The organism is Streptomyces thermocarboxydus (genome assembly GCF_024760485.1).
GTDB classification, from domain to species: Bacteria; Actinomycetota; Actinomycetes; order Streptomycetales; family Streptomycetaceae; genus Streptomyces; species Streptomyces cellulosae.
In genome coordinates this window covers 215901-242878 of record NZ_CP058273.1, presented here as the reverse complement: position 1 = coordinate 242878, position 26978 = coordinate 215901, and the positions used below count along the sequence as shown (strand labels likewise).

General features: G+C 72.5%; 19 protein-coding genes. 4 read left to right on the top strand and 15 right to left on the bottom strand.

What is annotated here, in order from left to right; translation table 11 throughout:
* Positions 1–45 precede the first annotated feature (45 nt).
* Both AY578_RS01130 and AY578_RS01125 read left to right on the top strand, forming a co-directional pair.
* Positions 46–621, top strand: a complete 576-nt coding sequence (locus AY578_RS01130) for a TetR/AcrR family transcriptional regulator (protein WP_019525730.1) — start codon at positions 46–48, stop codon at positions 619–621.
* 51 nt (positions 622–672) lie between these two features.
* Positions 673–1851 carry a GDSL-type esterase/lipase family protein gene (locus AY578_RS01125; RefSeq protein WP_136237890.1) on the top strand — a complete coding sequence of 393 codons (1179 nt, stop codon included), beginning with the start codon at positions 673–675 and terminating at the stop codon, positions 1849–1851.
* 20 nt (positions 1852–1871) lie between these two features.
* Here AY578_RS01125 and AY578_RS01120 read toward each other — a convergent pair whose 3' ends face one another.
* The 8 genes from AY578_RS01120 to AY578_RS01085 form a co-directional block, all read right to left on the bottom strand.
* Positions 1872–3086, bottom strand: a complete 1215-nt coding sequence (locus tag AY578_RS01120) for an FAD-dependent monooxygenase (protein ID WP_028958843.1) — start codon at positions 3084–3086, stop codon at positions 1872–1874.
* Entirely contained in the window at positions 3083–4486 is a 1404-nt protein-coding gene (locus tag AY578_RS01115) for an MFS transporter (RefSeq protein ID WP_028958844.1), read from the bottom strand. The genes AY578_RS01120 and AY578_RS01115 overlap by 4 nt, the downstream gene beginning before the upstream one ends.
* Positions 4483–5391, bottom strand: coding sequence for a YoaK family protein (locus AY578_RS01110; protein ID WP_258901688.1), 909 nt, complete (start codon positions 5389–5391; stop codon positions 4483–4485). The genes AY578_RS01115 and AY578_RS01110 overlap by 4 nt, the downstream gene beginning before the upstream one ends.
* Positions 5388–7124, bottom strand: a complete 1737-nt coding sequence (locus AY578_RS01105; protein WP_215188262.1) for a gamma-glutamyltransferase family protein — start codon at positions 7122–7124, stop codon at positions 5388–5390. The genes AY578_RS01110 and AY578_RS01105 overlap by 4 nt, the downstream gene beginning before the upstream one ends.
* A 223-nt stretch (positions 7125–7347) precedes the next feature.
* Positions 7348–8493, bottom strand: a complete 1146-nt coding sequence (locus AY578_RS01100) for a DUF3500 domain-containing protein (protein WP_052183205.1) — start codon at positions 8491–8493, stop codon at positions 7348–7350.
* Positions 8490–9296 carry an alpha/beta fold hydrolase gene (locus AY578_RS01095; protein ID WP_028958847.1) on the bottom strand — a complete coding sequence of 269 codons (807 nt, stop codon included), beginning with the start codon at positions 9294–9296 and terminating at the stop codon, positions 8490–8492. The genes AY578_RS01100 and AY578_RS01095 overlap by 4 nt, the downstream gene beginning before the upstream one ends.
* Before the next feature lie 301 nt (positions 9297–9597).
* A complete protein-coding gene (locus tag AY578_RS01090) occupies positions 9598–10272 on the bottom strand; it encodes a response regulator (protein WP_161107593.1) in 675 nt (224 codons plus the stop codon).
* On the bottom strand, positions 10269–11525 hold the full coding sequence (locus AY578_RS01085) for a sensor histidine kinase (protein ID WP_028958849.1): 1257 nt from the start codon (positions 11523–11525) through the stop codon (positions 10269–10271). Before AY578_RS01085 ends, AY578_RS01090 begins: the two co-directional genes overlap by 4 nt.
* Positions 11526–11802: 277 nt before the next feature.
* On the opposite strand from AY578_RS01085, the gene AY578_RS01080 reads away from it, so the two are divergent.
* The gene (locus AY578_RS01080) at positions 11803–15078 is read left to right on the top strand and encodes a LamG-like jellyroll fold domain-containing protein (protein ID WP_258901675.1); all 3276 of its coding nucleotides are present in this window, start codon (positions 11803–11805) and stop codon (positions 15076–15078) included.
* Positions 15079–15145: 67 nt separating this feature from the next.
* Here AY578_RS01080 and AY578_RS01075 read toward each other — a convergent pair whose 3' ends face one another.
* The 7 genes from AY578_RS01075 to AY578_RS01045 all read right to left on the bottom strand — a co-directional run bounded on the left by AY578_RS01075 (position 15146) and on the right by AY578_RS01045 (position 24893).
* Positions 15146–17503: an AbfB domain-containing protein gene (locus AY578_RS01075; RefSeq protein ID WP_136237892.1), complete on the bottom strand. Its 2358-nt coding sequence runs from the start codon at positions 17501–17503 to the stop codon at positions 15146–15148.
* Positions 17504–17634: 131 nt separating this feature from the next.
* Positions 17635–18669, bottom strand: a complete 1035-nt coding sequence (locus tag AY578_RS01070; protein ID WP_028958852.1) for an ABC transporter permease — start codon at positions 18667–18669, stop codon at positions 17635–17637.
* Complete coding sequence (locus AY578_RS01065; protein ID WP_019525735.1) at positions 18666–19628, bottom strand: ABC transporter permease; 963 nt, start codon at positions 19626–19628, stop codon at positions 18666–18668. The genes AY578_RS01070 and AY578_RS01065 overlap by 4 nt, the downstream gene beginning before the upstream one ends.
* Positions 19621–21180, bottom strand: a complete 1560-nt coding sequence (locus tag AY578_RS01060; RefSeq protein ID WP_019525736.1) for a sugar ABC transporter ATP-binding protein — start codon at positions 21178–21180, stop codon at positions 19621–19623. Before AY578_RS01060 ends, AY578_RS01065 begins: the two co-directional genes overlap by 8 nt.
* A gap of 72 nt (positions 21181–21252) precedes the next feature.
* Positions 21253–22347, bottom strand: coding sequence for an ABC transporter substrate-binding protein (locus AY578_RS01055; protein ID WP_019525737.1), 1095 nt, complete (start codon positions 22345–22347; stop codon positions 21253–21255).
* 274 nt (positions 22348–22621) lie between these two features.
* Complete coding sequence (locus AY578_RS01050) at positions 22622–23638, bottom strand: LacI family DNA-binding transcriptional regulator (protein ID WP_136237893.1); 1017 nt, start codon at positions 23636–23638, stop codon at positions 22622–22624.
* A gap of 241 nt (positions 23639–23879) precedes the next feature.
* Positions 23880–24893 carry a LacI family DNA-binding transcriptional regulator gene (locus tag AY578_RS01045; protein WP_136237894.1) on the bottom strand — a complete coding sequence of 338 codons (1014 nt, stop codon included), beginning with the start codon at positions 24891–24893 and terminating at the stop codon, positions 23880–23882.
* 193 nt (positions 24894–25086) lie between these two features.
* Between AY578_RS01045 and AY578_RS01040 the strand changes: the two genes are divergently transcribed.
* Positions 25087–26910: a glycoside hydrolase family 2 protein gene (locus AY578_RS01040; RefSeq protein ID WP_037952901.1), complete on the top strand. Its 1824-nt coding sequence runs from the start codon at positions 25087–25089 to the stop codon at positions 26908–26910.
* Positions 26911–26978 lie beyond the last annotated feature (68 nt).

Genomic DNA, 26978 nt, shown 5'->3' with positions numbered 1-26978 from the left:
TTAGGCACGGGCATGCTTACGTTAGCCAAAAACGGAAGGACGCCCATGACCCCCCGAGCAGGACTCACCACCGAGCGCCTGACCCAGGCAGGCGCAACCCTCGCCGACGAGGTGGGCTTCGACCACGTAACCGTCTCGGAGCTCGCCCGCCGCTTCGACGTCAAGGTGGCGAGCCTCTACTCCCACGTGAAGAACTCGCACGACCTCAAGACCCGCATCGCCCTCCTCGCCCTGGAGGAACTCGCCGACCGCGCCGCCGACGCGCTCGCCGGACGCGCCGGCAAGGACGCCCTCGTCGCCCTGGCGAACGTCTACCGCGACTACGCCCGCGAGCACCCGGGCCGGTACGCGGCCGCGCAGTTCCGGCTCGACCCCGAGACCGCCGCGGCCAGCGCCGGCGTACGGCACGCGAAGATGACCCGCGCCCTGCTGCGCGGCTACGACCTCGACGAACCCGACCAGACCCACGCCGTCCGCCTGCTCGGCAGCGTCTTCCACGGCTACGTCAGCATCGAGATGGGCGGCGGCTTCAGCCACAGCGCCCCCGACACGGAGGAGACCTGGTCCCGCGTCCTCGACGCGCTGGACGCCCTCCTGCGCAGCTGGCCCCCCGCGCCCTGACCTCGCGCCCCCCGCCTCACATCCACCCACCCCCGAAAGACGGACCCCGACATGCCTTCCGCGCTCGTCACCACCCCCATCACCCCCGACCTCGTACGCGGCGCCCTCGAACTGGAGGAGACCCCCGACGGACTGCTGCCGCACCGCCTGCCCGCCTGGGCGCGCGCCCAGTGCTCCGACGGGCAGCTCGCCATGGCCGAGTCCCAGCCCTCCGGCGTCCGTCTGGTCCTCCGCACCCGCGCCACCGTCGTCGAGCTGGAGACCGTCCCCACCAAGCGCGTCTACACCGGCGCCCCGCCCCGCCCCGAGGGTCTGTACGACCTGCTCGTCGACGGGCGGCCCGCCGGGCAGGCGTCCGCGACCGGCGGCAACACCGTCACCATCGACCTGTCGACCGGCAACGCCGAGATGAGCTCCGGACCGGCGGGCGCCGTCCGCTTCGACGGGCTGCCCGGCGCCGACAAGACCGTGGAGATCTGGCTGCCGTACAACGAACTCACCGCGCTTGTCGCGCTGCGCACCGACGCCCCGGTCGAGCCCGCGCCCGCCTCCGGCCGCCGTACCTGGCTGCACCACGGCAGCTCCATCAGCCACGGCTCCGACGCCGCGAGCCCCACCACCATCTGGCCCGCGCTCGCCGCGGCCGCGGGGGACGTGGACCTGGTGAACCTCGGCTTCGGCGGCAGCGCCCTGCTCGACCCGTTCGTCGCCCGGACCATGCGCGACACGCCCGCCGACCTGATCAGCCTCAAGATCGGCATCAACCTCGTCAACACCGACCTGATGCGACTGCGCGCGCTCGGCCCCGCCGTGCACGGCTTCCTCGACACCATCCGCGACGGCCACCCCGACACCCCGCTGCTGGTCGTCTCGCCGATCCTCTGCCCCATGCACGAGGACACCCCGGGCCCGACGGCCTTCGACTTCAGCCGGCTCGCCGAGGGAAAGCTGGCGTTCACCGCCTCCGGCAACCCCGAGGAGCGGGCCGAGGGCAAGCTGACGCTGAACGCCGTACGTGAGGAACTGGAGCGGGTGGTGGAGGCGCGGGCCAAGGACGACCCGCACCTCCACCTCCTCGACGGCCGCCTCCTGTACGGCGAGCAGGACCACGCCGAACTCCCGCTGCCCGACGGGCTGCACCCGGACGCGGCGGCGCACCGCCGCATCGGCGAACACTTCGCCGCCCGGGTGTTCGCGGCCGGCGGCCCGTTCGCCCTGGCCGAGGGCTGAGCAGCCGGCCCCCGGCGGGGCTACGACGGGCGGCCCGTGGCCGGAGGTTCGGGCAGGACGAGCGCCGAGTGCGCCGTCCTGCCCCGCCCGGGCGGCAGCGTGCTCAAGCCGCGCAGCCGCTCGTTGCGCCGCTCCAGCTCCTGCGCGGTGCGCGGGATGAGCGGAGCGGTGCCCGAGCCGACGAGCGCCTGGTTGGCCGTCACGAAGGGCCGCACGTCGTGCTCGTAGGCCGCGAACCCCGCCACGTGATCCCGCTCCGCGAGGGAGTGGGCGAGCATGTATGCGCCGACCAGGGCGAGACTGGTGCCCTGCCCGGTGAGGAACGAGGGAGCGAACGCCGCGTCCCCGACCAGCGCGACCCGGCCCTCGCTCCAGCGCGGCATCCGGATCTGGCTGACCGCGTCGAAGAACAGGTCGTCCGCGTCCGGCAGCGCCTTCAGCATCGCCGGCACGTGCCAGCCTACGTCGGCGAACGCCTCGGCGACCGCGGCCCGCTGGTCCCGCGGATCGGCCAGCGCGGGGAACGGGGGCTCGGACCGGGCGAAGGTCAGGAACGCGTACACCTCGTCGGTGTCGCCCACCGCGTACAGGGCGGCGGCCCGCCCCGGCCCGTTCCACATCCGGGTCTCGTTCGCAAGCCCGAAGGTGTTGGGCATCAGGAAGATGCCGAAGCAGTACCCGAGGTAGTGATGGAACGGCTGCTCGGGGCCGAACACCTTCTCGCGGGTGGCCGAGTGCAGCCCGTCCGCGCCGACCACCAGGTCGAACGTCCGGGCCGCTCCTCCGTGGAAGGTGACGTCGACCCCCTGCCCGGTCTGGTCGAGCGTGGCGATCGAATCGCCGAACAGGAACTCCACGTCGTCGCGGACCGTCGCGAACAGCGCGTCGGTCAGATCGCCGCGCCGCACCTCCAGGTCCTGTCCGTCGGAGTTGCCGGTGACCGCGTGCGGGTGCAGGGACGCCACTTCGCTGCCGTCCCCTTCCAGGAACGTCATCCGGTCCACGTCGACCTGCGCCTCCTTGAGCCAGGGAAGCAGACCCATGCGTTCGACGACGCCCAGGGCGGTGCCGCGGATGTCGATGGGATACCCGCCGAGCCGTGGCGCGTGCGCCTTCTCGACGACGGTGACCTTGAAGCCGTAACGGTGCAGCCAGTACGCGAGGGCGGGGCCCGCGATACTGGCCCCGGAGATCAGGACCGTCCGGGGACGGCTGCGGTGGTCGGTGAGGGTCATGCGGTGACTCCTTTTTTGTGCAGGGTGCGGACGACGAAAAGGCACAGCACGGCCGTGACGCCCGCGACGAGAAAGCCGGTGACGAACGCCGACTCGGCCGGCACGGACGAGCCGGCGGGGGTCCGTGCGGTGAGCAGCGCGCCGCCGAACATGCCGCCGACGGCCGAGCCCAGGACACGCGTGACCAGGACGAGGCTGGTGGCGATGCCGGTGTCGCACTCGTCCACGGAGGACGCGATGGACGTCATCAGGGCGGTGACGCACAGGCCGTTGGCGAGCGAGATCAGGGTCTTGCCCACCACGATCTGCCACATCTCGCCGTGCAGGGCGGCCAGCCCCAGCAGGGCGACGGCCATCAGCACCGTCGCGGTGCCCACCACCGCGCGCGGGCCGAAGCGCCGCTCGCCGACCCCAGCCACCGGGCCGGCCAGCGTGGCGGCCAGGGCGCCCGGCAGCAGGACGAACCCGATCATGGTGGGTCCCGCCCCGAAGCCGTAGCCGTCCCCGGACACGTCGAGCAGCTGCGGCACCAGATAGACGCCCGTCGCGGTGCCCAGACAGATCACGAAGGTCACGACGCACGACTTCCAGACCACAGGGCGCGCCAGCATTCGCAAGTCGATCATCGGCGCGGACGCCCGGCGCTCCACGGCGACCCACCCGGCCGCCAGGGCCCCAAGGACCAGCACCAGGACGCCGAACAGGACCGGCGCCGAGCCCGCCTCGGGTGACAGCGCGAGGACCAGCATCAGCAACGCCAGGAATCCGCTCAGCAGCAGCAGACCCGCCCAGTCGAAGCAGGTGTCCTGCGCCAGACCCGGAGCGTCGGCGGGCATCAGCCGGTACACCGCCAGGGTGCACAGGACGACCGCGCAGGTCGGCACCGCGAACATCCAGTGCCGGGAGAACTGCTCCGCCACCGGCCCCGCGGCCAGCAGACCCACCACCGAGCCACCCACGAACATGCCGCTGACCAGACCGATCGCCGCCTTGGCGCGGCCCGGGGGCAGATGCTTGCGGACGACGATGAACGACAGCGGCAGCGCGCCGACCATCACGCCCTGGAGCACCTGCCCGAGCAGCAGCACCGGCAGGTTCGGGGCGACGGCGGACAGCAGACCGCCCAGCGATACCACGGCCATCAGCCTCGTCAGCACCCGCTTGCCGCCGTAGCGATCACCGAGCTTGCCGGCGATCGGCGCGGTGAGCGCACCGGTGATGAGGAGCACGATGTTCAGCAGCGCCCCTTGCGCCGGGGTCATGTCCAGCTCGCGCTGCAGCAGGGGCAGGGTGGGCGAGACGACCGACTCGAGGCTGCCGGTGGAGACCGCCAGCAGGCTGAGGGCCGTCACAGCGGCCCCGGTCACGCGGGCCGGCCGTGCTGGCACGGGAAGGGTCATGGGCGTCCTGTCCTTTGCTGACGGGCGGGTGGGCGACCCGCGGTCCGGAGGGAGCCGTCGTCCCGGCGACCGGGACGCGGGGTGTCCGCCTCGGCGCCTGACGGGGGTGCCGTACGGAAGCCGGCCACGGAGGGAGCGGGAGCCGTGACCGCCCGGGCGTCCGCCGAGGAGGAAGGGCGACCGGCCCCCGGAGCGGACGGGGCCGGACCGGAGGCCGGGGTGGTGGAACCAGCCCGGGCGGTGAGCGGGCCGAGGGAGGTCACGGCCGCGACGACGACCGCCGCCAGCGCCACGGCGAGCCCTTCGTCCGCCTGGCACAGCAGCGCGCCGGCGACCGCGCCGAGGACGATCGAGACGACGGCGGACAGCCGCCGCAGCGACCCCTGGGGGCGGGCCGCGCCCAGCCGGGAGTCCGCCGCGAGGGCGGTGAGAGTGGAGGTGACCACCACCGTGGTGACGTCCTTCACCGCGAGGTGACGGGCCGTCGCCGCCTGCGCGCCCATGGCCAGGGCGAGCGCCGAGGCCGCGGCCGCACGCGTGGCGTGACCGTCCGTTCCGAGGACGGTCAGGGCGGCCGCGGACGCGCCCAGGGCCGCCGCACCACCGGCCAGCAGGGCCGTGCACCGGCTGTTCCAGCCGGGCCGCACGGCGCCGCGCAGCACCCGCCCGGCCAGGGCCGCGCCGGCAAGGAAGGACACCAGGGCCAGGGCGGGACCGAGCACCGGCAGACGGGACCCGCCTGCCGCGGCCATCCCGAGGATGACCACGTTGCCGGTCATGTTGCCCGCGAACACCTGGTCGAGGCGCAGGTATCCGACGGCGTCGACGACGCCCGTGACGAAGGTGAGCGCGAGCATCAGGCCGGGCAGCGTCACCCACCGCGCCCCGCTCGTGGGGGCGTTCACCGGCCCGCCGCGTAGCCCTGGGCGCCGCGCGGGTTCGCCGCCGCCCCCAGCACGCCGGTGTCCGGGTCACGGGTGACCACCGACAGGCGGCCCTGGCTCCACGGTCCGGAGATGGTCAGGGCGTGACCCCGCCGGCGCAGCTCCTCGACCACCGCCGGGTCCGCCCGCTCCTCGATCACCAGCCCGCCCGGCGTCCAGGTCCGCGGCCAGAACGAGCCGGGCACCGCCGTGGTGTGGAAGGCGGGAGCGTCGATCGCCTGCTGCGGGTCGACACCGAGGGCGAGGGTGCGCACCAGGTACAGCGCCTGCCACTGGTCCTGCTGGTCACCGCCGGGCGTGCCCAGCGCCGCCACCGGCACACCGTCGCGCAGCAGCAGGGTGGGCGTGAGCGTCGTCCGCGGGCGCATCCCCGGTTCCAGGCGCGAGGGCGCGGCAGGGTCGAGCCATGTCATCTGCAGCCGCGTCCCGAGGGCAAAGCCCAGCTCGGGCACGGCGGGGGAGGACTGGAGCCAGCCCCCCGACGGCGTCGCGGAGATGATGTTGCCCCACCGGTCGACAACGTCGATGTGGCAGGTGTCGCCCCGGGTCGCCCCGGTCTGCTGCACGGTCGGCTCGCCCACGCCGTCGGCGCGTACGTCCGGCCGCCGCGTGGTCAGAGGCGGCGTGTACGACGGGAGACCGATGTCGCCGGGCCGGAACGCCGTCGACGCGGTCGGGCCGATCAGACCCGCGCGCTCCTCGGTGTACCGCGGCGCCAGCAGCCGGGCCAGCACCTCGTCGGCCTCCGCGGGATCCCGGTGCCCGTAGTGCGCCTCCCGGTCGGCCAGAGCCAGCTTCAGCGCCTCGGCGACGGTGTGGACGCCCAGGGCGGTCGACGGGTCGATCCGCGCGTCGTCGAACCGGTCCAGCAGGGTGAGCGTCTGGAGCAGCACCGGGCCCTGGGACCACAGCCCGGCCTTGGCCACCGTCGTGCCGCGGAACTCCGCGGTGACGGCGGGTTCGAGACACGGCTCGAAGTCGGCGAAGTCGGCGGCGGTGATCACCCCGGCGTGGTCGGTGCCCGAGGAGTGCCGGTGGGGCACCGCGGAGGCCTCTTCCACGGCGGCCGCCACGAACCCGGTCCGCCAGGCGCGCCGCGCGGCCTCGATCCTGTCCTCGCGCGTCGCGCCGGCGCCCTCGGCGACCAGCCGGCGCAGCGTGCGGGCGTACACGGGATTGACGAGCGTGTCGTACGGTCCGGGGACGCGTCCCTCGGGCATCCACAGCGTGTACGAGGCGGGCCAGTGGGTGCGGAAGAGGTCCTCGACGGTGGCCAGGACGTTCGCCAGCTGCGGCACCACGGGCACGCCGCGCTCGGCGTAGTCGACCGCGTAGGCCAGGACGTCACGCAGTTCCCAGGTGCCGAGCCGGGCGAGCAGCCAGAGCCAGGAGTCGACGGCGCCGGGAACGGCGGCGGCCAGGGCGCCCGCGCCGGGGACGTGGTCGAGCCCCTCGGCGCGGAAGTGCTCGATGGTGGCGCCGCGCGGGGCGTGGCCCTGCCCGGCCAGGACGCGGGGGGTGGGATCCGTCGCGGTGGCCAGCAGGGCGACGAGGTCACCGCCGGGCCCGTTGAGATGAGGTTCGGCCACGTGGAGCACGAAGGCGCCCGCTGTGGCCGCGTCGAAGGCGTTGCCGCCTCGCTCCAGCACGGACTGGGCCGTGGCGGACGCGAGCCAGTGGGTCGAGGCGGCCATCCCGAACGTGCCGCGCAGTGTCGGGCGGGTCTGGTGAGGGGGAGCGTGGGTCGGTGCTCGATGCCGAGCGGGCATGGGTCACCTTCCGTTCCGGGAGAGGAGGGGAGGGGCAGGTGGTGGCCGGGCGCGGGGCCCGGACGTGCGGTGCGGCGGGTCCGCGGACCCGCGCGAGGCCGCGGCCGTGGGCTCCGGGCCCGGGGAAAAGCCCGGAGCCCACGGGGTCTCAGTGCACGTGGTACGCGGCGTGATGGGCGGCGAGGACGTCGCCGCCGAAGTCGGTTTGCGGGTCGCGCCACACGGCATGGGCGTGGTTGGCGTTCCGGTGGACCTTGGTCCACTCGATGAGCAGGCGCGGCCCGTGCAGGCGGTAGTAGTGCGCCTCGCCCGGCTCCGTCGAGCCGGCCCACGCGAAGTGCACCGCGTCCAGCCGCTCCGGGTCGTCGTAGCGCGACAGCGGGGAGATCTCCTCCCGCACCCGGCCCAGGTAGGTGCCCAGCAGCTCACGCAGTAGCTCCCGCTGACCGGCGTCGAGGTCGGCGGCGGGCACCCCCCGCGGCGGCGGCGCGAGGGACACCGCCCGCCGCTCGTCGTCGTCGAGCAGAGTGTGCGGCGTGTCGGGACGGTCCGGCACCATCTGGTCCGGATGCCACAGCTGCCGGCGGGTGATCAGCCGGTCGTCGATCCGCGGACTGTTGCCGGCCACGACGTCGTAGGGCGGGCGCGGCAGCAGCAGCGCGCGCCCGCCGGCCGCGGGGGAAAGGGAGCGGACCAGCGTGCGGGCCAGGTCCTCGGCCGCCGCCAGCGGACGCAGAGTCGTCCCGCCCAGGAGGGGTGACGCGGCCGGGTCCGCGCCCATGAACAGCGGTGTGGTGGCCGCGACCCGACCGTCGGCCACGAGGAAGTTGAGCGACACGTGGTGGCCGCCGAACCGCCAGCCCCACGGCCGGTCCCCGCCCGGCTCCCCGAACACGCGCAGGTAGTACATGTTCGGATCGCGCGACCGCTCCCGGCCCCAGAGCACCGAGAAGTCCTCGACGCGGTCGAGCACGTTCTCCAGCCCGATGACGGTGGCGACCGTGTTGTACCCGGCCTCCGAGAGCCCGCTCGCCACCAGCCGCATCACCTGCCGGTACTGGGCCGGCCGCTGCTGGGCGAACGTCAGCCCGCCGTGGTCGGTGGGCGTGTAGTACCAGCGGGTGCGGTCTGCCTCGGCCGCGCCGTCCGTCCCCGGCGCGGGTCCGGTGCCCAGCCGTCGCTGTTCGGGGTCGAGGGAGTCCAGCCACGCCCGGGCCGCCTCCGCCATACGGTCGGCGACCTCCCGGGAACCTTCCGCCGGGGCCCGCTCCGGCCTGCTGTGGTCGTGGGTCATGTCGCCTCCAGCCCCAGGAACTCGCGGACCCGCAGCGCGACGGTGCTGGGGAACTCCGCCACGATGGCGTGCCGCCCGCCGTCGATGGGCCGCAGCTTCGCGTTCGGGATCCGCTGCTGCATCAGCACGGCGCCGGAGAACGGCGCCAGCAGGTCGTGCGTGCCGTGCACGATGAGCGTGGGCGCGGCGATGTCCGCCAGCCGGTCACAGACCTCGTGCTCCTGCGCGACCCGGTGGCGGCGGGCGCTCTGCTCGGGGCTGCGCAGGGAGAGGGTGCCGGCCCGTCCGGCGCGGGCGGCCTCGCTCTCGGGCGTGTAGAAGTACTCCACGGCCGCGCGCTGCCGCTCCTCGTGGGGCATGGTCAGCAGGTCGTCCAGCGCCGGGCTCCCCATGGCGTAACTCGGTGCGGTGGCGACCAGGACCAGGGAGTCGACCCGATCCGGATGCCGCAGCGCGACATGCTGGGCCACCACCCCGCCGAAGGACGCGCCCAGCAGATGCGCGGTGGGCAGCTCCAGCGCGTCCAGCAGGTGCACGAGGTCGTCGGCGAGGTCGGACAGCGAGTACGGGACGGGTGGGCAGACGGTGACGCCCGAGTCCCGCTGGTCGTACGAGATCGCCCGGATGCCGTCGCCCAGCCGGGCGCGCAGCGCCGTGAACTGGGTGCGGTCGCTCTCGCCGCCGTGCACGAGCACGAGCGGCACGCCGGAACCGATGTCGATGACCCCGACCTCCAGGTCACCCGCGCGTACGGTCGTCGTGGATCCGTCGACGGGCGCGGTCGTGTCCTCTTGCGGTGGCACTGCGGACCTCCAGGGGGGTGCGGAGACTTCGGTCGGCCCGCGCGGGGAGGGCGGGGCCCGATGCGAAGGAGTGTGCGGCGGCGGCCCCGCGCACCGCGTCGTACGGGGGAGCGAAGGTGGAGGTGATACCGCGGTAGGGGGTGTGGGGGCTCGGCGGGCGCCGTCGACGCCGTGCCTGGACCGTGCGTGCACGACTGCTCACGCAGCGCCGCGCCGGAGCGCGGCCGCAGGCTGGACGTCCTGCATCGGGACCGCGCCGGGGTGATACCGGGGTAGGGGGTGGCCGTTCGGCCGGGGGCCCTTACCCGCCCGGCGCCACCAGCCCCGACTCGTAGGCGAAGACGACCGCTTGGGCGCGGTCGCGCAGGCCCAGCTTGGTCAGCACCCGGTGGACGTGGGTCTTGACCGTCTGCTCGGCCAGCACCAGACTCCGGGCGATCTCCTGGTTGGACAGCCCGCGGGCCACCAGGGCCAGCACCTCGGTCTCGCGCGCGGTCAGGTCCTTCAGGCGCTGCGCGGGCATGCCGCGCGCCACGGAGCGCTGCTTGGCGAACTCCGCGATCAGCCGGCGCGTCACGGACGGCGCGAGCAGCGCCTCACCCGCGGCGACGACCCGGACCGCCGCGAGGAGGTCGGCCGGCGGCGCGTCCTTCAGCAGGAAGCCACTGGCCCCGGCCCGCAGCGCCTCGTACACGTAGTCGTCGACGTCGAACGTCGTCAGCATGATCACCCGTGGCCGGTGGGCCGCCCCCGCGGGCGGACCGAGCAGCAGCCGTGCGGCGTCCAGGCCGTCCATCACCGGCATCCGCACGTCCATCAGCACGATGTCGGGACGGGTTCGGCGGCTCAGGTCGACGCCCTGCGCGCCGTCGGGGGCCTCGCCCACCACGTCGATGTCGCTCTGGGCGGCCAGCAGGGCTGCGAAACCGGCCCGCACCATGGCCTGGTCGTCGACGATGATGACGCGTGTCGTCACGTGTGGTCCTTCGCGTTGAGGGGGAGTCGGGCGGCCACCCGGAAACCGCCGTCCGGCAGCGGCCCGGCGTCGAGGCCGCCGCCGAGCAGCCGTACACGCTCGCGCATGCCGACCAGGCCGTGGCCGGTGCCGTCCGGTTCGAGGGGCACGGCGGGCGGCGCGGGCGGCGGTCCGTTGACGACGAGGACGGTCAGCTGCGCAGCGCCCTCCCCGTCCGGGGCGTCGGGTCCCGTGACCGACAGGGACACCCTCGTGGGCGCCCCGGGGGCGTGCCGGACGACGTTGGCGAGGGCCTCCTGCACGATCCGGTACGCGGACAGGCCCACCGCCTCGGGGACCTGGGCGTCGCCGTCGAGGGGGACGAGCTCGACCGGCCCGTGGGCCCGCGCGGTCGCCTCGACCAGCTGACTGATGCGGTCCGGTCCCGGTTGCGGTACGCGTTCGCCCCGCGCGTCCTCGTCGCGCAGCACACCCAGCAGCCGCCGCATCTCGCCGAGCGAGGCGCGCGCGGTCGAGGCGATGGAGGTGAACTCCTCCCGTGCGTCGGGCGGCAGCTGCTCGAGCCGGTACGGTGCGGTGTCCGCCTGCACCGTGATGACGGACATGTGGTGAGCCACCACGTCGTGCAGTTCACGGGCGATCCGGGCCCGCTCCTCCAGCAGAGTCCGCCGGGCGCGTTCGGTCTCGCTGACGGTCTCCTGCTCGACCAGCCTGCGCTGCGCCTCGGCCCGTTCCCGCAGCGCTCCGGCCAGCAGCAGGGCGACGCCGCTCAGCCCGGTGAGCAGCAGATCCCGGGCCCCGCCGCCGTGCGGGGAGAAGAACAGCAGGGTCACGTTCGTGACGGCCGTGGCCAGCCACAGCAGCAGTAGCGTCCGGCGCCGCTCCCGCAGGCCGAGAGCGAGACACAGGGCGACGTAGCCGACGGTCACCATGGGTGGGAAGGGCCACAGCAGCCGCTGCGGGAAGTCTGCGGTGAGGAGGACGAGCGCACCGGCCACGTCCGCGGCGAGGACGGCGTACCAGGCCCGCAGCGGGTGGACGACGGCGATGAGCAGGGGCACGGTCTGCGCGACGGCCAGGGCGGAGGCCACACCGCCGCCCACGCCGTACGCGGTGGTGAGAACGATGCTGGTGCCGGGGAGCAGGACGACGCAGAGCACCGCCGCCGTGACCCGGGGCAACAGCCGGACCCACCGGCGCGAGGCCCCCGCGAGCAGGGGGCGGGGACCTCGCGCCTCCTTCACTGTGGTCATGACCTCCAGCCTAAGCAGGGAGCAGTGAGGCCGGACGCGGCCGGGTCGGCGCCGCCCCGCGGCGGAGCCGTGCGTCACACCCACCCACCCCACCTGCCGCCGCCGCAGGCGGTCATGACGCACAGTCACCTCTGCGCAAAGCCTGGACAGCCGTCCCACCGCGTGTTGTCATTCCGCTGCACACCGGATTTCCAACGTTGGAAGAACAGTCGGCGGAGTCGACGGCCGCGCCCTCGCTCCGCCGTGGCCCCATGCACCCAGCGCGAGGAAAGGTTCGATGACCAGACAACTCACCCGCCCGAGATCCAGATGGTGGGCCGTGCTGACCGTGACGGCGCTGGCTCTGTCCACCGGCGCCCTGGCGCCCGCGGCGACGGCCGCCGCACCGGAGACGGCCGGCGCCGCCTCCGCCGCCCGGGCCGCGGACGCCGACGTCACGGTGCACGGGCTGAAGGGCGAGTACTTCCGCATGTCCGCGCCGGGCGCACGGGACTTCGCCGAACTCGGCGGGACCCAGCTCGAGCCGCAGATCAACTTCGCCGGTCTCACCAGCACGTTCGAGGAGCTGACCGGGCGGACGGAGCACACCACCGCCCGCTGGACCGGCCAGATCGAGGTCCCCGAGACCGACGACTACACCTTCTACGCCATCGGCGACAACGGCTTCCGCCTGTACATCGACGGCGAGCCGGTCATCGACCACTGGGAGCCCGACTGGGACCGGGAGCAGACCGGCGCCCCGGTGAAGCTGACCGCGGGCAGGACGTACGACTTCCGCCTGGAGATGTTCCAGGACTTCGGCGGCTCGAACATGTACCTGCGCTGGTCCACGCCGACGCTCCCCAAGCAGCTCGTGCCGATGACGGCGTTCACCCCGCCCGCCGACTTCGAGGTCTACCCGGTCGAGCTGACCGTCGGCCGCGACGGCCGCACCCTGCGCGCCCGCTTCGACGGCCCGGTGAGCGACCTCGCGCAGGCGGCCGAGCACCTCAAGGTCGAGGCCGACACCACCGCCCTTCCGATCAAGTCGGTGAAGGCCGTCCCCGGTGACCGGAACTCCCTCCAGGTCACCCTCTCCGAGGCGGTCCAGAAGGCCCAGACGGTCCGCGTCGTCTACGACGGCGAGGGCGGTCTCAGCGCCGGCGGCGAGGCCGTGCCGCGCATAGCCCGCTACGCCGAGAACGTCTCCACCCACCGCCTCACCACCCCGTGGGGCGACAAGGTGGACAAGAACAACCCGCTGCCCGAGTACCCGCGCCCCCAGCAGGTCCGCAAGCAGTGGAAGAACCTCAACGGCCCCTGGCAGTTCAGCGGCGCGAAGGCGGGGGAGCAGCCCGTCTTCGGCAAGAACCTGAACGAGAAGATCATCGTGCCGTTCCCGGCGGAGTCGCTGCTCTCCGGGATCGAGCGGCACGAGGACCACATGTTCTACCGCAAGCTGGTGGACGTGCCGAAGAACTGGAAGGTCGGCAAGAGCGGCAGGGACCGGCTCAAGCTGAACTTCGGCGCCGTCGACTACCAGGCCCGCGTCTATGTCAACGGTCAGAAGGTCGCCGAACACACCGGCGGCTACAACGCGTTCAGCGCCGACATCACCGACGCGCTCAAGAGCAAGGGCCCCCAGGAGATCGTCGTCGCGGTCACCGACACCGGCGGCCCCGACCAGCCCGTGGGCAAGCAGTCCACCAGCCCCGGCGGCATCTGGTACACCCAGTCCTCCGGCATCTGGCAGACCGTCTGGATGGAGCCCGTCGCCGAGACGTCCATTGACAACGTCGTCACGACGCCGGACATCGACACCAGGACCCTCGCGGTGACCGTCGAGTCCGCCGGAGCGTCCGCCACGGCGCGCGTCGAGGCGGTGGCCCGCGACCACCGCGGCAAGGTCGTCGGCAAGGTGACCGGCCCCGCCAACAGGCAGCTGAAGCTGCCGGTCGCCAACCAGCACCTGTGGAGCCCGGACGACCCGTACCTCTACGACCTCGACGTCACGCTGAAGGACGGCCGGTCCACCGACACGGTCGACAGCTACTTCGGCATGCGGAAGATCGGCGTCGAGGACGTGGGCGGCTACAAGAAGCTCGTCCTCAACGGCAAGCCGGTGTTCTCCCTCGCCACCCTGGACCAGGGCTTCTGGCCCGACGGGCTGTACACCGCGCCCAGCGACGACGCCCTGGCGTTCGACCTCAAGGCGCACAAGCAGCTCGGCTTCAACGCGGTCCGCAAGCACATCAAGGTGGAGTCGCCGCGCTGGTTCTACCACGCGGACCGGCTGGGCCTGCTGGTCTGGCAGGACTTCGTCTCCGGCAACCTCACCGGCGCGAACGGCCGGCAGGCGTTCGCCGAGCAGGGCCGCGAGATGATGCGCCAGCACCACAACTCGCCCTCCGTCATCGGCTGGATCGTCTTCAACGAGGGCTGGGGCGAGTGGGACCGGCAGGAGACCGGCAAGCTCACCGAGGCCGTCAAGGCCGCCGACCCGTCCCGCGTCGTCAACGCCCACAGCGGCGTCAACTGCTGCAACAGCAAGGGCGACTCCGGCACCGGCGACATCATCGACCACCACGACTACACCAACGAGGACCCGCCCTTCCCCGACCACCGCGCGGCGATGGACGGCGAGCACGGCGGCTTCACCCTCCGCACCCCGGGGCACATGTGGCCCGGCCCGCCCACCGTCATCTACAGCGGCGTGGACAGCAAGGAGGCGCTGACCCGCAAGTACGTCGAGAACACCGAGAGGTTCTACGTCGACCAGGCCGCCGCGGAGCTGTCCGGCTCCGTGTACACGCAGATCACCGACCTGGAGAACGAGCTCAACGGCCTCTACACGTACGACCGCCGGGAGATCAAGGTCGACCCGAAGCAGGTCCGGGCGGTCAACCTCAAGGTGATCGCGGCCGGCGCCTCCGCCGGTCAGCGGGAGCAGCTCAAGGGCGGCGGCCACTGGTCCCTCGACGAGGGCGCAGGCACCACCGCGAAGGACGACGGCCCCAACGGCAAGGCGCTGACCCTCACCGAGGGCGCCACCTGGACCACCGGAGTCAGCGGCAGCGCCCTGAAGTTCGACGGGCAGGGACAGTTCGCCCAGACCGACGGTCCGGTCCTCGACACCACCGGCAGCTACACCGTCTCCGCCTGGGTCACCCTCGACGCGCTGCCCGGCAACTACGCCACGGCGGTGAGCCAGGACGGCCGTCGCCAGGCCAGCCCGTTCTACCTCCAGTACGGGCAGGGCGCGTTCGCCTTCAGCACCCCTGCCGGACAGCGGGCCCGTCTGGAGATCCGGCCCGAACTGGGGCGCTGGTACCACCTGGTGGGCGTGCGCGACGGCGCCACCAACCAGATCACCCTGTACGTCGACGGCAAGAAGGCGGCCACCGTCACCGGCGGCCCGAACTACGTCGGCTCCGGCCCGCTCGCGGTGGGCCGCGCCAAGTGGAACGGTGACGACACCGACTTCTGGAACGGCTCCGTCGACGAGGTCCACGCCTACGACAGGGCGCTCACCGGCGAGGAGGTGACCGCCCTGCACGAGGCGGAGAAGCCGTAACACCGTCCACGACGAGGGGGCGGACGCCACGGCGTCCGCCCCCTCTCGCGTGCCCGTCACCTACGGCTCAGGGTGTCCAGGGCGCCTCCACCGCCCAGGTGGTGTCCTCGGTGAACAGGGCGGGGGAGTCGTAGGCGCGACTGCCGCCGGGGATCGCCAGCCACAACTCGGCGTCATAGTGCCGCAGATACTGCCCGGGGAAGTTGTACGCGGACAGCCTCACACCGCCGTTCGCGCCCCGTACCGGGCAGAAGGTGGCGTCGGCGCGGAACAGGTCGCCGCTGCCGCCCTCCTTGTACACACGGGAGTTGCGGTGCCGCAGATACTCGCCCGGGTAGTTGCGCGACTCGAACGAGTAGCACGAGGTGTCCGCCAGGCCGGGGACGATCCGCCAGGTGGCGTCGGCCTTCAGCAGCGCCGTGCTGCCGGCGTTCACCACCTCGGTGAACACGGCGCCGTCCTTGTGCCGCATGTACCGGTCCGTGTAGCCGGGCGTGGTGACGCGCAGGGAGCGGAACTGGCCGGTGGGCAGTGTCACCGGGGCGGCCGGTGAGCGGGAGGCGTCGATCAGCGCCCGGTTGGCCGCCCGGACCCGCGCCTGGTCGACCTTGACCACCTGACGGTCGTAGGTGAGCAGCCCGTTGGCCTCGTTCTCCACGTCGGTGATCTCGGTGTAGACGGCCGCCGACAGCCCCCGCGGGAGCCGCACTTCGCGGATGCCGTCGAGGAGCCCGACGAACCGGTTGTCCAGATGGGCGAGGGACGGCTGGTCCTCGTAGCTGAAGCCGCCGCCCGGGTACCACTCGTGCCCGGCCACCTTGAAGCCCAGCCCGCCGTACTCGCCGAGCACCGCGGCCCGGTCGGCATCCGGCACCGTGGTGCCGGGGCCCACGTAGACGTGGTGGTCGACGACGTCGCCGTTGCCGCCGTCGACGGCGCCGCAGCAGTTCACCCCGCTCATGTTGTCCACCAGCCGCGAAGAGTCGTACGCCTTCACCTCGTTGGCGATGCGCGCCTGGTCGTACTGGCCCCAGCCCTCGTTCTGGTTCACCCACATGACGACCGACGGGGAGCTGCGGTGCTGGTCGATGATCCGCCGGTACTCGGCCTCCCACTGGGTCCGCCCCGCCGCGTCGGGGGTGCGTTCCATGGAGGGCATGTCCTGCCATACCAGCAGACCGAGCCGGTCGGCCCAGTAGAACCAGCGCTGCGGTTCCACCTTGATGTGCTTGCGCACCATGTTGAAGCCCAGGTCCTTGTGCTTCTGCAGGTCGAAGCGCAGGGCGGCGTCGGTCGGCGCGGTGTAGATGCCGTCCGGCCAGTAGCCCTGGTCGAGGGTGCCCGTCTGGAACACGAACTGCCCGTTCAGCACGGGCCGCAGCACACCGTCCACCCGGGCCAGACCGATCGTGCGCATCCCGGTGTAGCTGCCCACCGAGTCGACGGTCGTGGAGCCGGACAGCAGATCGGCGCGCACGTCGTAGAGGAACGGGTCGTCGGGCGTCCAGCGGTGGGCGCTCGGCACCGGGACGGTGAACTCCGTGCCGACGGGTCCGGTGGCCGTGCCGACGGTGGAGCCGCCCGTGGAGACGGTGACGCGGGCCTGGTGGCCGCTCGTCCCCGCGCCCCGCACGGTGACCTTGAGCCGGTTGGTGGTGAGGTCCGGCACCATGTCGAGGCGGGTGATGTGCGCCGCCGCCGTGGGCTCGAGCCACACCGTCTGCCAGATGCCGGACGCGGCCGTGTAGAAGATGCCCCCGCCGGGGTGGGGGAGGACGTCGTTCAGCCGCTGCTTGCCGACCGCCTGCGTGCCCGTCTGGGTGGGGTCCCACACCGAGACCACGACGGTGTTGGTGCCGCCCCGGTTCAGCAGGTCGGTGATGTCGTACGAGAAGGCGTCGTAGCCGCCGTCGTGGGTCGCCCCGGCCTGCCGGTCGTTGACCCAGACGGTGGTGCGCCAGTCGCTCGCGCCGAAGTGCAGCTGGACGCGCCGGCCGTCCCAGCCGGACGGGACGGTGAAGACGCGTTTGTACCAGAGCTTGTCGTTCTGCGTGATGCGGCGCTGGATGCCGGACAGCGCCGACTCGGCGACGAACGGCACCCGGATCTGCTCCGGGAAGGCGGCGGGCCGGCCGGCGTCCGCCGAGGTCACGGCGAAGTCCCAGATGCCGTTGAGGTTCGCCCAGTCGGGGCGGGTGAGCTGCGGGCGCGGATACTCGGGCAGCGGGTTGTCGACCGGGACCTGGTTGGTCCACGGGGTGGTCATCGGCGCGGGTTTCGGCGTCCACGCCGCCGGCGCCGCGGTCGCGGCCCCGGGAATGGTGAGGGCGGTGCCGGCCAGGAGGGCCAGCACCGCCAGGACGGTCGCCGTCCACCGCCGTCTCGGGCGGCCGGCGTGGGGGACGGGTGCGGGTGTTCTACGCATCGTCACTCCTCGGGAAGGTGGGGGTGGGAGACGTGCGCGTGCCAAAAGCGGCCGGGTGCGCGAGGAGCGTGACCGGCCGCCGTACCGGACGCGGCGGCGGGAGCCAGGAGGTCCGCCGCCGCGACCGGGGTCTACATCAGTTGCCGTCGGCGGCCCAGCCACGTCTGGGCGACGACCACCACGGCGAGGAAGGCGCCGCTGACGACCTGCTGGTAGGAGGAGTCCAGGGAGCCGATCTGGTTGATGACGTTCTGGATCACCTTCAGCAGCAGCACCCCGACCAGCGACCCGCTGACGTAGCCGAGCCCGCCGGTGAGCAGGGTGCCGCCGATGACCACGGCGGAGATCGCCTCCAGCTCCATGCCGTTGCCGAGGATGGTCACCCCGGAGGCGAGCCACGCGGCGTTCAGCGCCCCGGCGAGACCGGCCAGCACACCGGACAGCGTGTAGACGAGGATCTTGGTGCGGGCCACGGGTGCGCCCATCAGCGCCGCCGCGTCCTCGTTGCCGCCGACCGCGTACACATGCTGGCCGAACCGGGTGCGCCGCAGCACGACCGCCCCGGCGACGAACAGCGCCAGCATGATCCACACCGGGTTGCCCAGGCCGAGCGTGGTGCCCTGCCCCAGCTCCGCGAGGAAGGAACTCTTGCCGATGAGGTAGGTGTTCGCACCCTCGTCGGTGATCGCCAGCATCAGACCCCGGGCGCCCAGCATCGCCGCCAGGGTGACGATGAACGGCGCGAGCCGCGACCGGGCCACCAGCAGCCCGTTCACCACACCGACCGCCCCGCACACCACCAGCGGCAGCAGCAGCGCCACCAGCGTCCCGTGCCGGGAACCCCAGGCCGCCAGCACCCCGCCCAGCGCGAACAGCGAGCCCACCGACAGGTCGATGCCACCGGTGATGATCACGAACGTCATGCCGAGCGCGACGATCGCGAGGAACGCCGAACTCGTCGCCATGTTGCTGACGTTGTCGCCCGTCGCGAACGAGTCGAAGCTGAACGTCGCCACCAGCGAGACGACGACGAGTACCGCCAGCGCGCCGTGCTGCTGCACCAGGGCGCTCAGCCGCTCCGACCGCGCCGGCCCCACCGGCTCCGCGCCCGCCGCCTGCTTGCCCTCGTCCACGCTCACCGGCGCCTGCGTCTTCGTGACGGTCATCGCTTCCCCCGTCCCCGCGCCGCGTAGACCGCGGCCACGATCACTACGGCCTGCGCGATCTGCGTCCACGACGGCGGCAGATCGTGCTTGATGAGGGTGGCGGTGAGCAGCTGGATGAGGACCGCGCCCGCCACCGTCCCGCCGATGTTGACCCGGCCGCCGGTGAGCGGCGTGCCGCCGACCACGACGGCGGTGATGGCGGACAGCTCCATCAGATTGCCCAGCGACGTCGGGTCGCTGGCCTGCAGCCGCGCCGTGGCGAGCACGCCCGCCACGGCGGCGAGCAGCGCCGACACCACGTACACCACGATCAGCACACGCCGCACCGGAAGGCCGGCGAGCTGCGCGGCGGGACGGCTGTCGCCGATGGCGAGCAGTTGCCGCCCGAACGTGGTGCGGCGCACCGTGAACGCCACCAGCAGCGCCAGCAGGGCCGCGATCAGGATCAGGTACGGGATGCCCAGCACGTCGCCCGAACCGAGCGATGCCAGCTGCGGGTTGCGCAGGTCCTTCAGCTGCGGCAGCAGCACCAGGGCCAGGCCCCGCCCGCCCACCATCAGGGCGAGGGTCGCCACGATGGGCTGCACCCCGACCAGCGCCACCAGCGCCCCGTTCGCGAGGCCCACCCCGGCGGCGAACAGCGCCACCACGAGCAGCGCCGGCACCAGTCCGTAGCCCAGGTAGAGCGCGGTCACCGAGGCCGCCAGCGCCATCACGGCGCCCACCGACAGGTCGACGCCCTCGGTGCCGATGACCAGGGCCATGCCCAGCGCGACGATGATGACGGGCGCCACCTGCACGGCCTGGGTGCGGAAGTTCTCCGCGGTCAGGAAGTGCGGGGTGATCACGGTGTTGACGACCAGCAGGAGCGCCACACCGGCGTACACGCCGTACCGCTGCAGCCACTGCAGGGCGCGCGCCCTGTCCAGCGGGACGGTCTTCAGAGCGGCTTCAGCCATCGGTGGCCGCCTCCCCACCCGCGTCCCGTGCCGGGGCGTCCCCGGCGATGGTCCGCATCAGCTTGTCCTCGGTGACCTCGTCGCCGGTCAGCTCGCCGACGACGGCACCGTCCTTCAGTACGACCACGCGGTCGGACCCTTCGATCAGTTCCTCCAGGTCGGAGGAGATGAGCAGGACGCCCAGGCCGTCCGCGGCCAGTTCGTCCACGAGCTTTTGCACCTCGGCCTTCGCGCCCACGTCGATGCCCCGGGTGGGCTCGTCGAGCAGCAGCACCTTCGGGTTCATCGCCAGCCAGCGGGCGAGCAGCACCTTCTGCTGGTTGCCGCCGGACAGTTCGCCGACCTTCTGCTGCGGCGAGGACGCCTTGATGCGCAGCCGCTCGATGAACGTGTTCACGATGGAGTCGACGCGCGCCTCGGACACCAGGCCGAAGCGGGAGAGGCGGGGGAGGACGGCCAGCGAGATGTTCTCCCGGACCGAGAGCCCGGGCACGATCCCCTCGCTCTTGCGGTCCTCCGGCAGCAGGCTCACGCCCGCGCGGATGGCGGCCGGCGTGGAACCCCCGCGCAGGGCCGTCCCCGCCACCACCACGCGGCCCGAAGTCACCGGCAGCGCACCGGAGATGGCCTTCGCCGTCTCGGTGCGCCCGGACCCGAGCAGCCCGCCGAGCCCGACCACCTCGCCGGGCCGGATGCTGACCGACACCCCGTGCAGCTGGTGCGGGACCGTCAGGTCCGTGGCCTCCAGCACCGGCCGGCTGTCCGTGGCGTGGTGGTCGCCGCTGAACTTCGTCAGCCCCTCCGACCGCACCTCGCCCAGCTCCCGGCCCAGCATGGTGGACACCAGGGACAGCCGGTCCAGGTCGGCGAGCCTGCCGTGGTGGACGCGGCGGCCGTCGCGCAGCACGGTCACCGTGTCGCACACCGCGTACAGCTCGTCCAGGCGGTGGCTGACGTAGACGACGGCGATGCCCTCGTCGCGCAGCCGGCGGATGACCGAGAACAGCGTCTCGACCTCGCGCGGTTCGAGCGACGACGTCGGCTCGTCCATGATGACGATCCGCGCCTCGCTCGCCACCGCCCGCGCCAGCGCGACCATCTGCTGCGCGCCCACACCGAGACTGCGCAACGGCCGCCGCACGTCGACGCGGACGCCGTACCCGCGCAGCGTCTCCTCCGCCTCGCGGTGCATGCGGGCGAAGTCCAGCAGACCGAAACGGTTCCGCGGCTCGCGGCCGAGGAACAGGTTGCGGGCCACGCTCAGCAGCGGGATGAGGTTGACCTCTTGGTAGATCGTCGAGATGCCGGCCTTCTGCGCCTCCAGCGGAGTGGCGAAGGAGACCGGACGGCCCTGGAAAACGATGTCACCGGCGTCGGGCCGGTACACCCCGGTGAGGAGCTTGATGAGCGTCGACTTGCCGGCGCCGTTCTCGCCGATCAGGGCGTGGACCTCACCGGCGTGCAGGGTCAGGTCCACGTCGTCCAGGGCCCGGACGCCGGGGAACGTCTTGCTCAGTCCGCGGACGGCGAGGACTTCGGCGGGGGGAGCCACCTGTGCCTCCAGGATGGGAAAGGGTGACGGACGGACAGGGGGCCCGGCGTGACGCGGGCCCCCGCGACGGGATCAGTAGGCCTTGCCGAGGTCCTGCTCGGCGTTGCCGTCGTCGTAGGCGCCGTCCTGGATGATGATGTCCTGCGCGACGTCCTTGCCCTGGGTGAAGTCGTCGAGCGTCTGGAACGCCAGCGGGCCGAACCGCGGGTTGGACTCGATGACACCGCTGATCCAGCCGTCCACGACGCCCTGGACGGCGTTGCGGGTGCCGTCCACCGTGACGATCTTGACGTCGCCGGCCTTCTTGCCCGCGCCCTTCAGCGCGGCGACCGCGCCCAGGCCCATCTCGTCGTTCTCCGCGTAGATGCCCTTGATGCCGGGCTTCGACTGGATGAGCTGCTCGGTGACCTGCTGGCCCTTCTCACGGGTGAAGTCACCGGTCTGCTCGAACACCACCTTCAGGCCGGGGGCCTTCTCGGCGAGCCGCTCCTTGAAGCCCTTGGTGCGCTCGGTGGTGACGTTGTTGCCCGCCGAGCCCAGCAGGATCGCGACCTCGCCCTTGCCGCCGGTCGCCTCGATCATCTGGTCGGCGGCGCGACGGCCCTGCTCCACGAAGTCCGAGGCGATGAAGGACACGTAGTCCTTGCAGGCCGTGGCGTTGATCTTCCGGTCGATGGTGACGATCGGGACCTTCTTGGCCGCGGCGGCCTGGAGGACCGGGTCCCAGCCGTCGGAGTTCAGGGGCGCGATCACCAGGAGGTCGGCGCCCTTGGCGAGCAGGTCCTGGACGTCGCTGATCTGCTTGGAGAACTGCGACTGGGCGTTGGCCGTCAGCAGTTTGACGCCTCTCTTGGCGGCCTCGTCCTTGATGGACTGCGTCTCGGCGATACGGAAGGGGTTGGCTTCCTTCTCCGACTGGGAGAAGCCGACCGTGGCGCCCTTCAGATCGATCTTCTTGCCGCCGTAGGCGTCGATGGCGCAGGTCTTGCTGCCCGGCTTCGGCTCGGCCACCTTCTGGCCGGCGTCGGCGGCGGCCGTGGACTTCTTGCCGTCCGCCGCGTCGTCCTCCGACTTGGCGCAGGACGTCGCGGTGAGGGCCACGGCGGCGGCCAAGGCCACGAGCACGGGACGGGCGAGGAGACGGGAACGGTGAGTGGTGCGCTGCATGGTGACCCCGATCCGGGTGACGCTGAAAGGAAACTGGGGAGCCCGAAGGACGCGCATGGTGGAACTGCTCCCCCTGTGCACAACGGCGTCCGGTGCGCCGCCAAGGAGGTTTTACATCGTTGGAAGGGGGCTGTAAACCCCTTGCGCACAAGGTGGGGAGAGGGGTGCCCGGAAGGGAGTCGCGGGCGCGCGGAAGCGCGCGCCCGCGGTAAGCGCGTACTGTGACGGCACCTCAAAGGTGACGCTTGGGTGACGAGTTGATACGGGGCCGGCGTCAGGGTGCGCCCGGACGCCCCAACGTGCTCTCCCGCTCGACCAGTTGATAGTCCGCCCAGATACGGCGAGGCTCCGGGGCGTCGTTGCCCAGGCGGGCCAGGACCGATTGCACCGCCAGGCGGCCGATCGCGGCCTTGTCGGGGGAGATCGAGGTGAGGGTCACCGCGCCGAAGCGGCCCTCGATCACGTCGTCGAAGCCGACCACCGCGATGTCCTCGGGGACCCGCAGCCCCCGCTCGTGCAGCACCCTCATCGCGCCGATCGCCATCGGGTCGTTGTAGGCGAACACCGCGTCCGGCTGCCGGCCGCTGTCCAGAATCTGCCGCATCGCCCGCGCGCCGTCGGCGTGACCCCAGCCGTCGACCGCCGCGACCAGCCCCTCGTCGGCCGGCAGCCCTGCCGCCGTCAGCTCCTCCCGCCAGCCGCGCACACGCAGTTGCGCCGGTTCGCTGCGGTCGCGGCGCGCGCCGATGAACGCCACCTCGCGGCGCCCCAGTGCGATCAGGTGCCGCACGGCGTCGCGCGCGGCGGCGACGTTGTCGATCGCGATGTGGTCGTACGGCAGGTCGTAGTCCCGCTCGCCGAGCAGTACCAGCGGCACGTCCTGGTCACGGTCGCGCAGGTCCTCCGCCTCCAGCTCGATGGGGCTCAGGATCAGCCCGTCGATGACGCGGGCCCGGAAGCCCTGGCTCACCAGCAGCTCCTGGTCGCGCGAGCCGCCGGTGTGGTCCAGCAGCACGATGTAGTCGTGCTGGGAGGCCGCGTCGATGACGGACGCGGTGAGCTCGGCGAAGTACGGGTTGCCGAGCTCGGGCAGTGCGAGCGCGATGATGCCCGTACGGCCCTTGCGCAGGTGCCGCGCGGCGAGGTTCGGCTGGTAGCCGAGCGCGTCGATGGACCGCTGGACCCGCTCGCGCATGGCAGGCGTGACGTGCTGGTAGTTGTTCACCACGTTCGAGACGGTCTTGATGGAGACCCCCGCGTGCGCGGCGACGTCCTTGAGGCTGACCCGCACGGCAATCCCTTCGTGAGCGGCCCGACCCGGTAGGCGGGTGCGGATGGCGGTGCCGTCACCTCGAGAGGCGTGTGCCGGGCCGCTGGGCTCAAGTTTTACAACGTTATACACGCCGTGACCGGACGATGACAAGGCTCCGGACGGGGGTCCCGAGGCGGGTTCGTGACGTCCTGAAACTCGCCCGTACGTCCTGCGCCCCTCGCCCTCCGCGCCTTCCGGCACCCGCAGGTCAGCCCCGTGCCTACCCGCCCGAACTCTCCCGCACCACCAGCCGGTGCCCCGCCGTCTCGTCCACCGCCGGGCCCCCGTCGCCGTCCGCCTCTATCCGGTCCAGCAGCAGCCGGACCGCCCGCCGCGCGATGCCAGGCTTGTCGGGGGCGACCGAGGTGATCGTCGGGATGCTGTACCTCGTGGCCTCGATGTCGTCGAAGCCCACCACGTCCACGTCGCCCGGCACCGACCAGCCGTCCTCGTGCAGCGAGCGCACCGCGCCGAGCGCCAGGTGGTCGTTGAGGCACAGCAGCGCGTCCGGGCGCTCCGGCAGCCGCATCAGAGCGCGCGCGGCGGCGGCGCCGTCGGCCCAGCGGAACGCCGGCACCGGCAGGACCAGCTCCTCGGACGCGGCCAGGCCCGCCTCGGTCAGCGCCTGTTCGTAGCCGACGGTGCGCAGCCGGCCGGTGTTGAGCCCGCCGCGCAGGTCACCGCCGATCACCGCGATGCGCCGCCGCCCCCGCGCCAGCAGATGCGCGGTCGCCTCGCGGGCCGCCGCCACGTTGTCGATGGCGACGTGGTCCGCGCTGCCGGGCAGGTTGCACTCGCCGAGCAGCACCAGCGGCAGCCGGGTGTCCCGCTCCTGGAGGTCACGCGGCTGAAGGGCCAGCGGCGACAGGATGACCCCGTCCGTGAACTGCGCGTCGAAGCCCTGCACGGCGGCGAGTTCCTTCTCGCGCCGCCCGCCGGTCTCCAGTAGCAGCGTGGTGCGGCCCCGGCGCTCCGCCTCGGCCATGACGTGCTTGGCCAGCTCCGCGAAGTAGGCGATGTCCAGCTCCGGCACGGCCAGCGCGACCACCCCCGTACGGCCCCGGCGCAGCTGGCGGCCCGCGATGTTGACCCGGTAGCCGAGGGCGTCGATCGCCTCCCGCACCGCGGCGCGGGTCCGCTCGGAGACGTGCTCGTAGTCGTTGAGGACGTTGGACACCGTCTTCGCCGAGACGCCCGCGTACTCCGCGACGTCCTTGATCCTGGGCCTGCCCATGCTTCCCTTCTCGCCCTCCTGCCGCCTCCCGGATCGTATCGGCCGCCCCTGTGGGCGGAACCGCCGACGGCGGGGGAGCCTCGGAGGGCCGCGCCGAAAACTTTTCGCCACTCCCATTTACATCGATGTAATCGTATGGTCGCATGGCCCCAGTCCGCAGCGCACCTGCGCACCAGCAGTGATGAGGAGCAGTATGAGCACGGCCCTGCCCCCGGACGTCCCGCGTCCCGAGTACCCCCGGCCCCAGTTCGTCCGCGAGGCGTGGCTGAACCTGAACGGCCGCTGGCAGTTCGAGACCGACCGCGGCGACAGCGGACTGGAGCGGGGCCTGCGCGACCGCGACCTCGCCGGGGAGATCGTCGTGCCCTTCTGCCCGGAGTCCGAGCTGTCCGGGATCGGCGACACCGACTTCATGGAGGCCGTCTGGTACCGCCGCACGGTCACCGTCCCGGCCGAGTGGGCCGGCGACGACGTCCTGCTGCACTTCGGCGCCGTCGACCACGACGCCACCGTGTGGGTCAACGGCACCGAAGTGGTCCGCCACCGGGGCGGGTTCACCCCCTTCACCGCCGAGCTGCGCGGCGTCGCGGCCCCCGGTGAGGAAGCCGTGATCGTGGTCCGCGCGCGCGACTCCCGGCACGGCCCGCAGGCCCGCGGCAAGCAGGCCACCTGGTACGCCAACTCGCACTGCCACTACACCCGCACCACCGGCATCTGGCAGACCGTGTGGATGGAACCCGTCCCCGCCGCCCGCCTCAAACGCCCCCGCATCACCCCCGACCTCGGCTCGGGCTCCTTCCACCTCGACCTCCCCGTCACCGGCAACCTCCCCGGCCACCGCGTGCGCGCCGTGCTCGGCGATGCCGAGGGCGAGGTGGTGACCGCCTCCGCCCGCGCCGACCTCGACCTGTGCCCCCGCCTGGTGCTGACCGTCCCCGAGGACCGGCTGCGCACCTGGTCGCCGGCCGACCCGCACCTGTACGACCTGCGCCTCCAGCTCCTCGACGCCGAGGGCGGCGTGGTCGACGAGGCCACCTCCTACGCGGGCATGCGCTCGGTCGCCCTGCACGGCAAGCGGGTGCTCATCAACGGCGAACCGGTGTTCCAGCGCCTCGTCCTCGACCAGGGCTACTACCCCGACGGCCTGATGACCGCCCCCACCGACGCCGACCTGGTCCGCGACATCGAACTCGGCCTGCGCGCCGGCTTCAACGGCGCCCGCCTCCACCAGAAGGTGTTCGAGGAGCGCTACCTCTACCACGCCGACCGGCTCGGCTACCTGGTGTGGGGCGAGTTCGGCGACTGGGGCTGCGAGACCGGCGTACGCGACGACAACCAGCGCCCTGACGCCAGTTACGTCGCCCAGTGGCTCGAGGCCCTCGAGCGCGACCACTCCCACCCGTCGATCGTCGGCTGGTGCCCGCTGAACGAGACGTACCAGCACCTGCACGACCGCATCACCCAGCTCGACGACGTCACCCGGGCGATGTTCCTCGCCACCAAGCAGGCCGACCCCAGCCGTCCTGTCATCGACGCCTCCGGCTACGCCCACCGCGTCCTGGAGACCGACGTCTACGACTCCCACTGCTACGAGCAGGACCCGGAGGCGTTCGCCAAGACCATGGCGGGCCTGGCCGAGGACCGCCCGTACGTCAACACCGGCCCCGACGGCCGCCCCTGGTCGCTGCCGTACCGCGGACAGCCGTACTTCTGCAGCGAGTTCGGCGGCATCTGGTGGGACGCCGAGGCCGCCGCCACCGCCGCGGGCGACGAGACCGGGTCGTCCTGGGGCTACGGCGAACGCCCGCGCAGCGTAGAGGAGTTCATCGAGCGCTTCACCGGCCTGGTGGACGTCCTGCTCGACGGCCCCGACATGTTCGGCTACTGCTACACCCAGCTCACCGACGTCTTCCAGGAGCGCAACGGCGTCTACGGCTTCGACCGCTCCGACAAGTTCGACACCGCCGTGCTGGCCCGCGTCCAGCGACGGCCGGCCGCCTCCGAGACCGCCGGCTGACACCGGCCCGCCCGGCCGCGGGCCGACTCCCGTCGGTCCGCGCCCCGTACCACCCCCGCACCGCACCG

Coding starts and splice junctions, on each gene's coding strand:
- AY578_RS01130 (WP_019525730.1), top strand. CDS start 46: ATGACCCCCCGAGCAGGACTCACCACCGAGCGCCTGACCCAGGCAGGC.
- AY578_RS01125 (WP_136237890.1), top strand. CDS start 673: ATGCCTTCCGCGCTCGTCACCACCCCCATCACCCCCGACCTCGTACGC.
- AY578_RS01120 (WP_028958843.1), bottom strand. CDS start 3,086: ATGACCCTCACCGACCACCGCAGCCGTCCCCGGACGGTCCTGATCTCC.
- AY578_RS01115 (WP_028958844.1), bottom strand. CDS start 4,486: ATGACCCTTCCCGTGCCAGCACGGCCGGCCCGCGTGACCGGGGCCGCT.
- AY578_RS01105 (WP_215188262.1), bottom strand. CDS start 7,124: ATGGCCGCCTCGACCCACTGGCTCGCGTCCGCCACGGCCCAGTCCGTG.
- AY578_RS01100 (WP_052183205.1), bottom strand. CDS start 8,493: ATGACCCACGACCACAGCAGGCCGGAGCGGGCCCCGGCGGAAGGTTCC.
- AY578_RS01085 (WP_028958849.1), bottom strand. CDS start 11,525: ATGACCACAGTGAAGGAGGCGCGAGGTCCCCGCCCCCTGCTCGCGGGG.
- AY578_RS01080 (WP_258901675.1), top strand. CDS start 11,803: ATGACCAGACAACTCACCCGCCCGAGATCCAGATGGTGGGCCGTGCTG.
- AY578_RS01075 (WP_136237892.1), bottom strand. CDS start 17,503: ATGCGTAGAACACCCGCACCCGTCCCCCACGCCGGCCGCCCGAGACGG.
- AY578_RS01070 (WP_028958852.1), bottom strand. CDS start 18,669: ATGACCGTCACGAAGACGCAGGCGCCGGTGAGCGTGGACGAGGGCAAG.
- AY578_RS01065 (WP_019525735.1), bottom strand. CDS start 19,628: ATGGCTGAAGCCGCTCTGAAGACCGTCCCGCTGGACAGGGCGCGCGCC.
- AY578_RS01055 (WP_019525737.1), bottom strand. CDS start 22,347: ATGCAGCGCACCACTCACCGTTCCCGTCTCCTCGCCCGTCCCGTGCTC.
- AY578_RS01045 (WP_136237894.1), bottom strand. CDS start 24,893: ATGGGCAGGCCCAGGATCAAGGACGTCGCGGAGTACGCGGGCGTCTCG.
- AY578_RS01040 (WP_037952901.1), top strand. CDS start 25,087: ATGAGCACGGCCCTGCCCCCGGACGTCCCGCGTCCCGAGTACCCCCGG.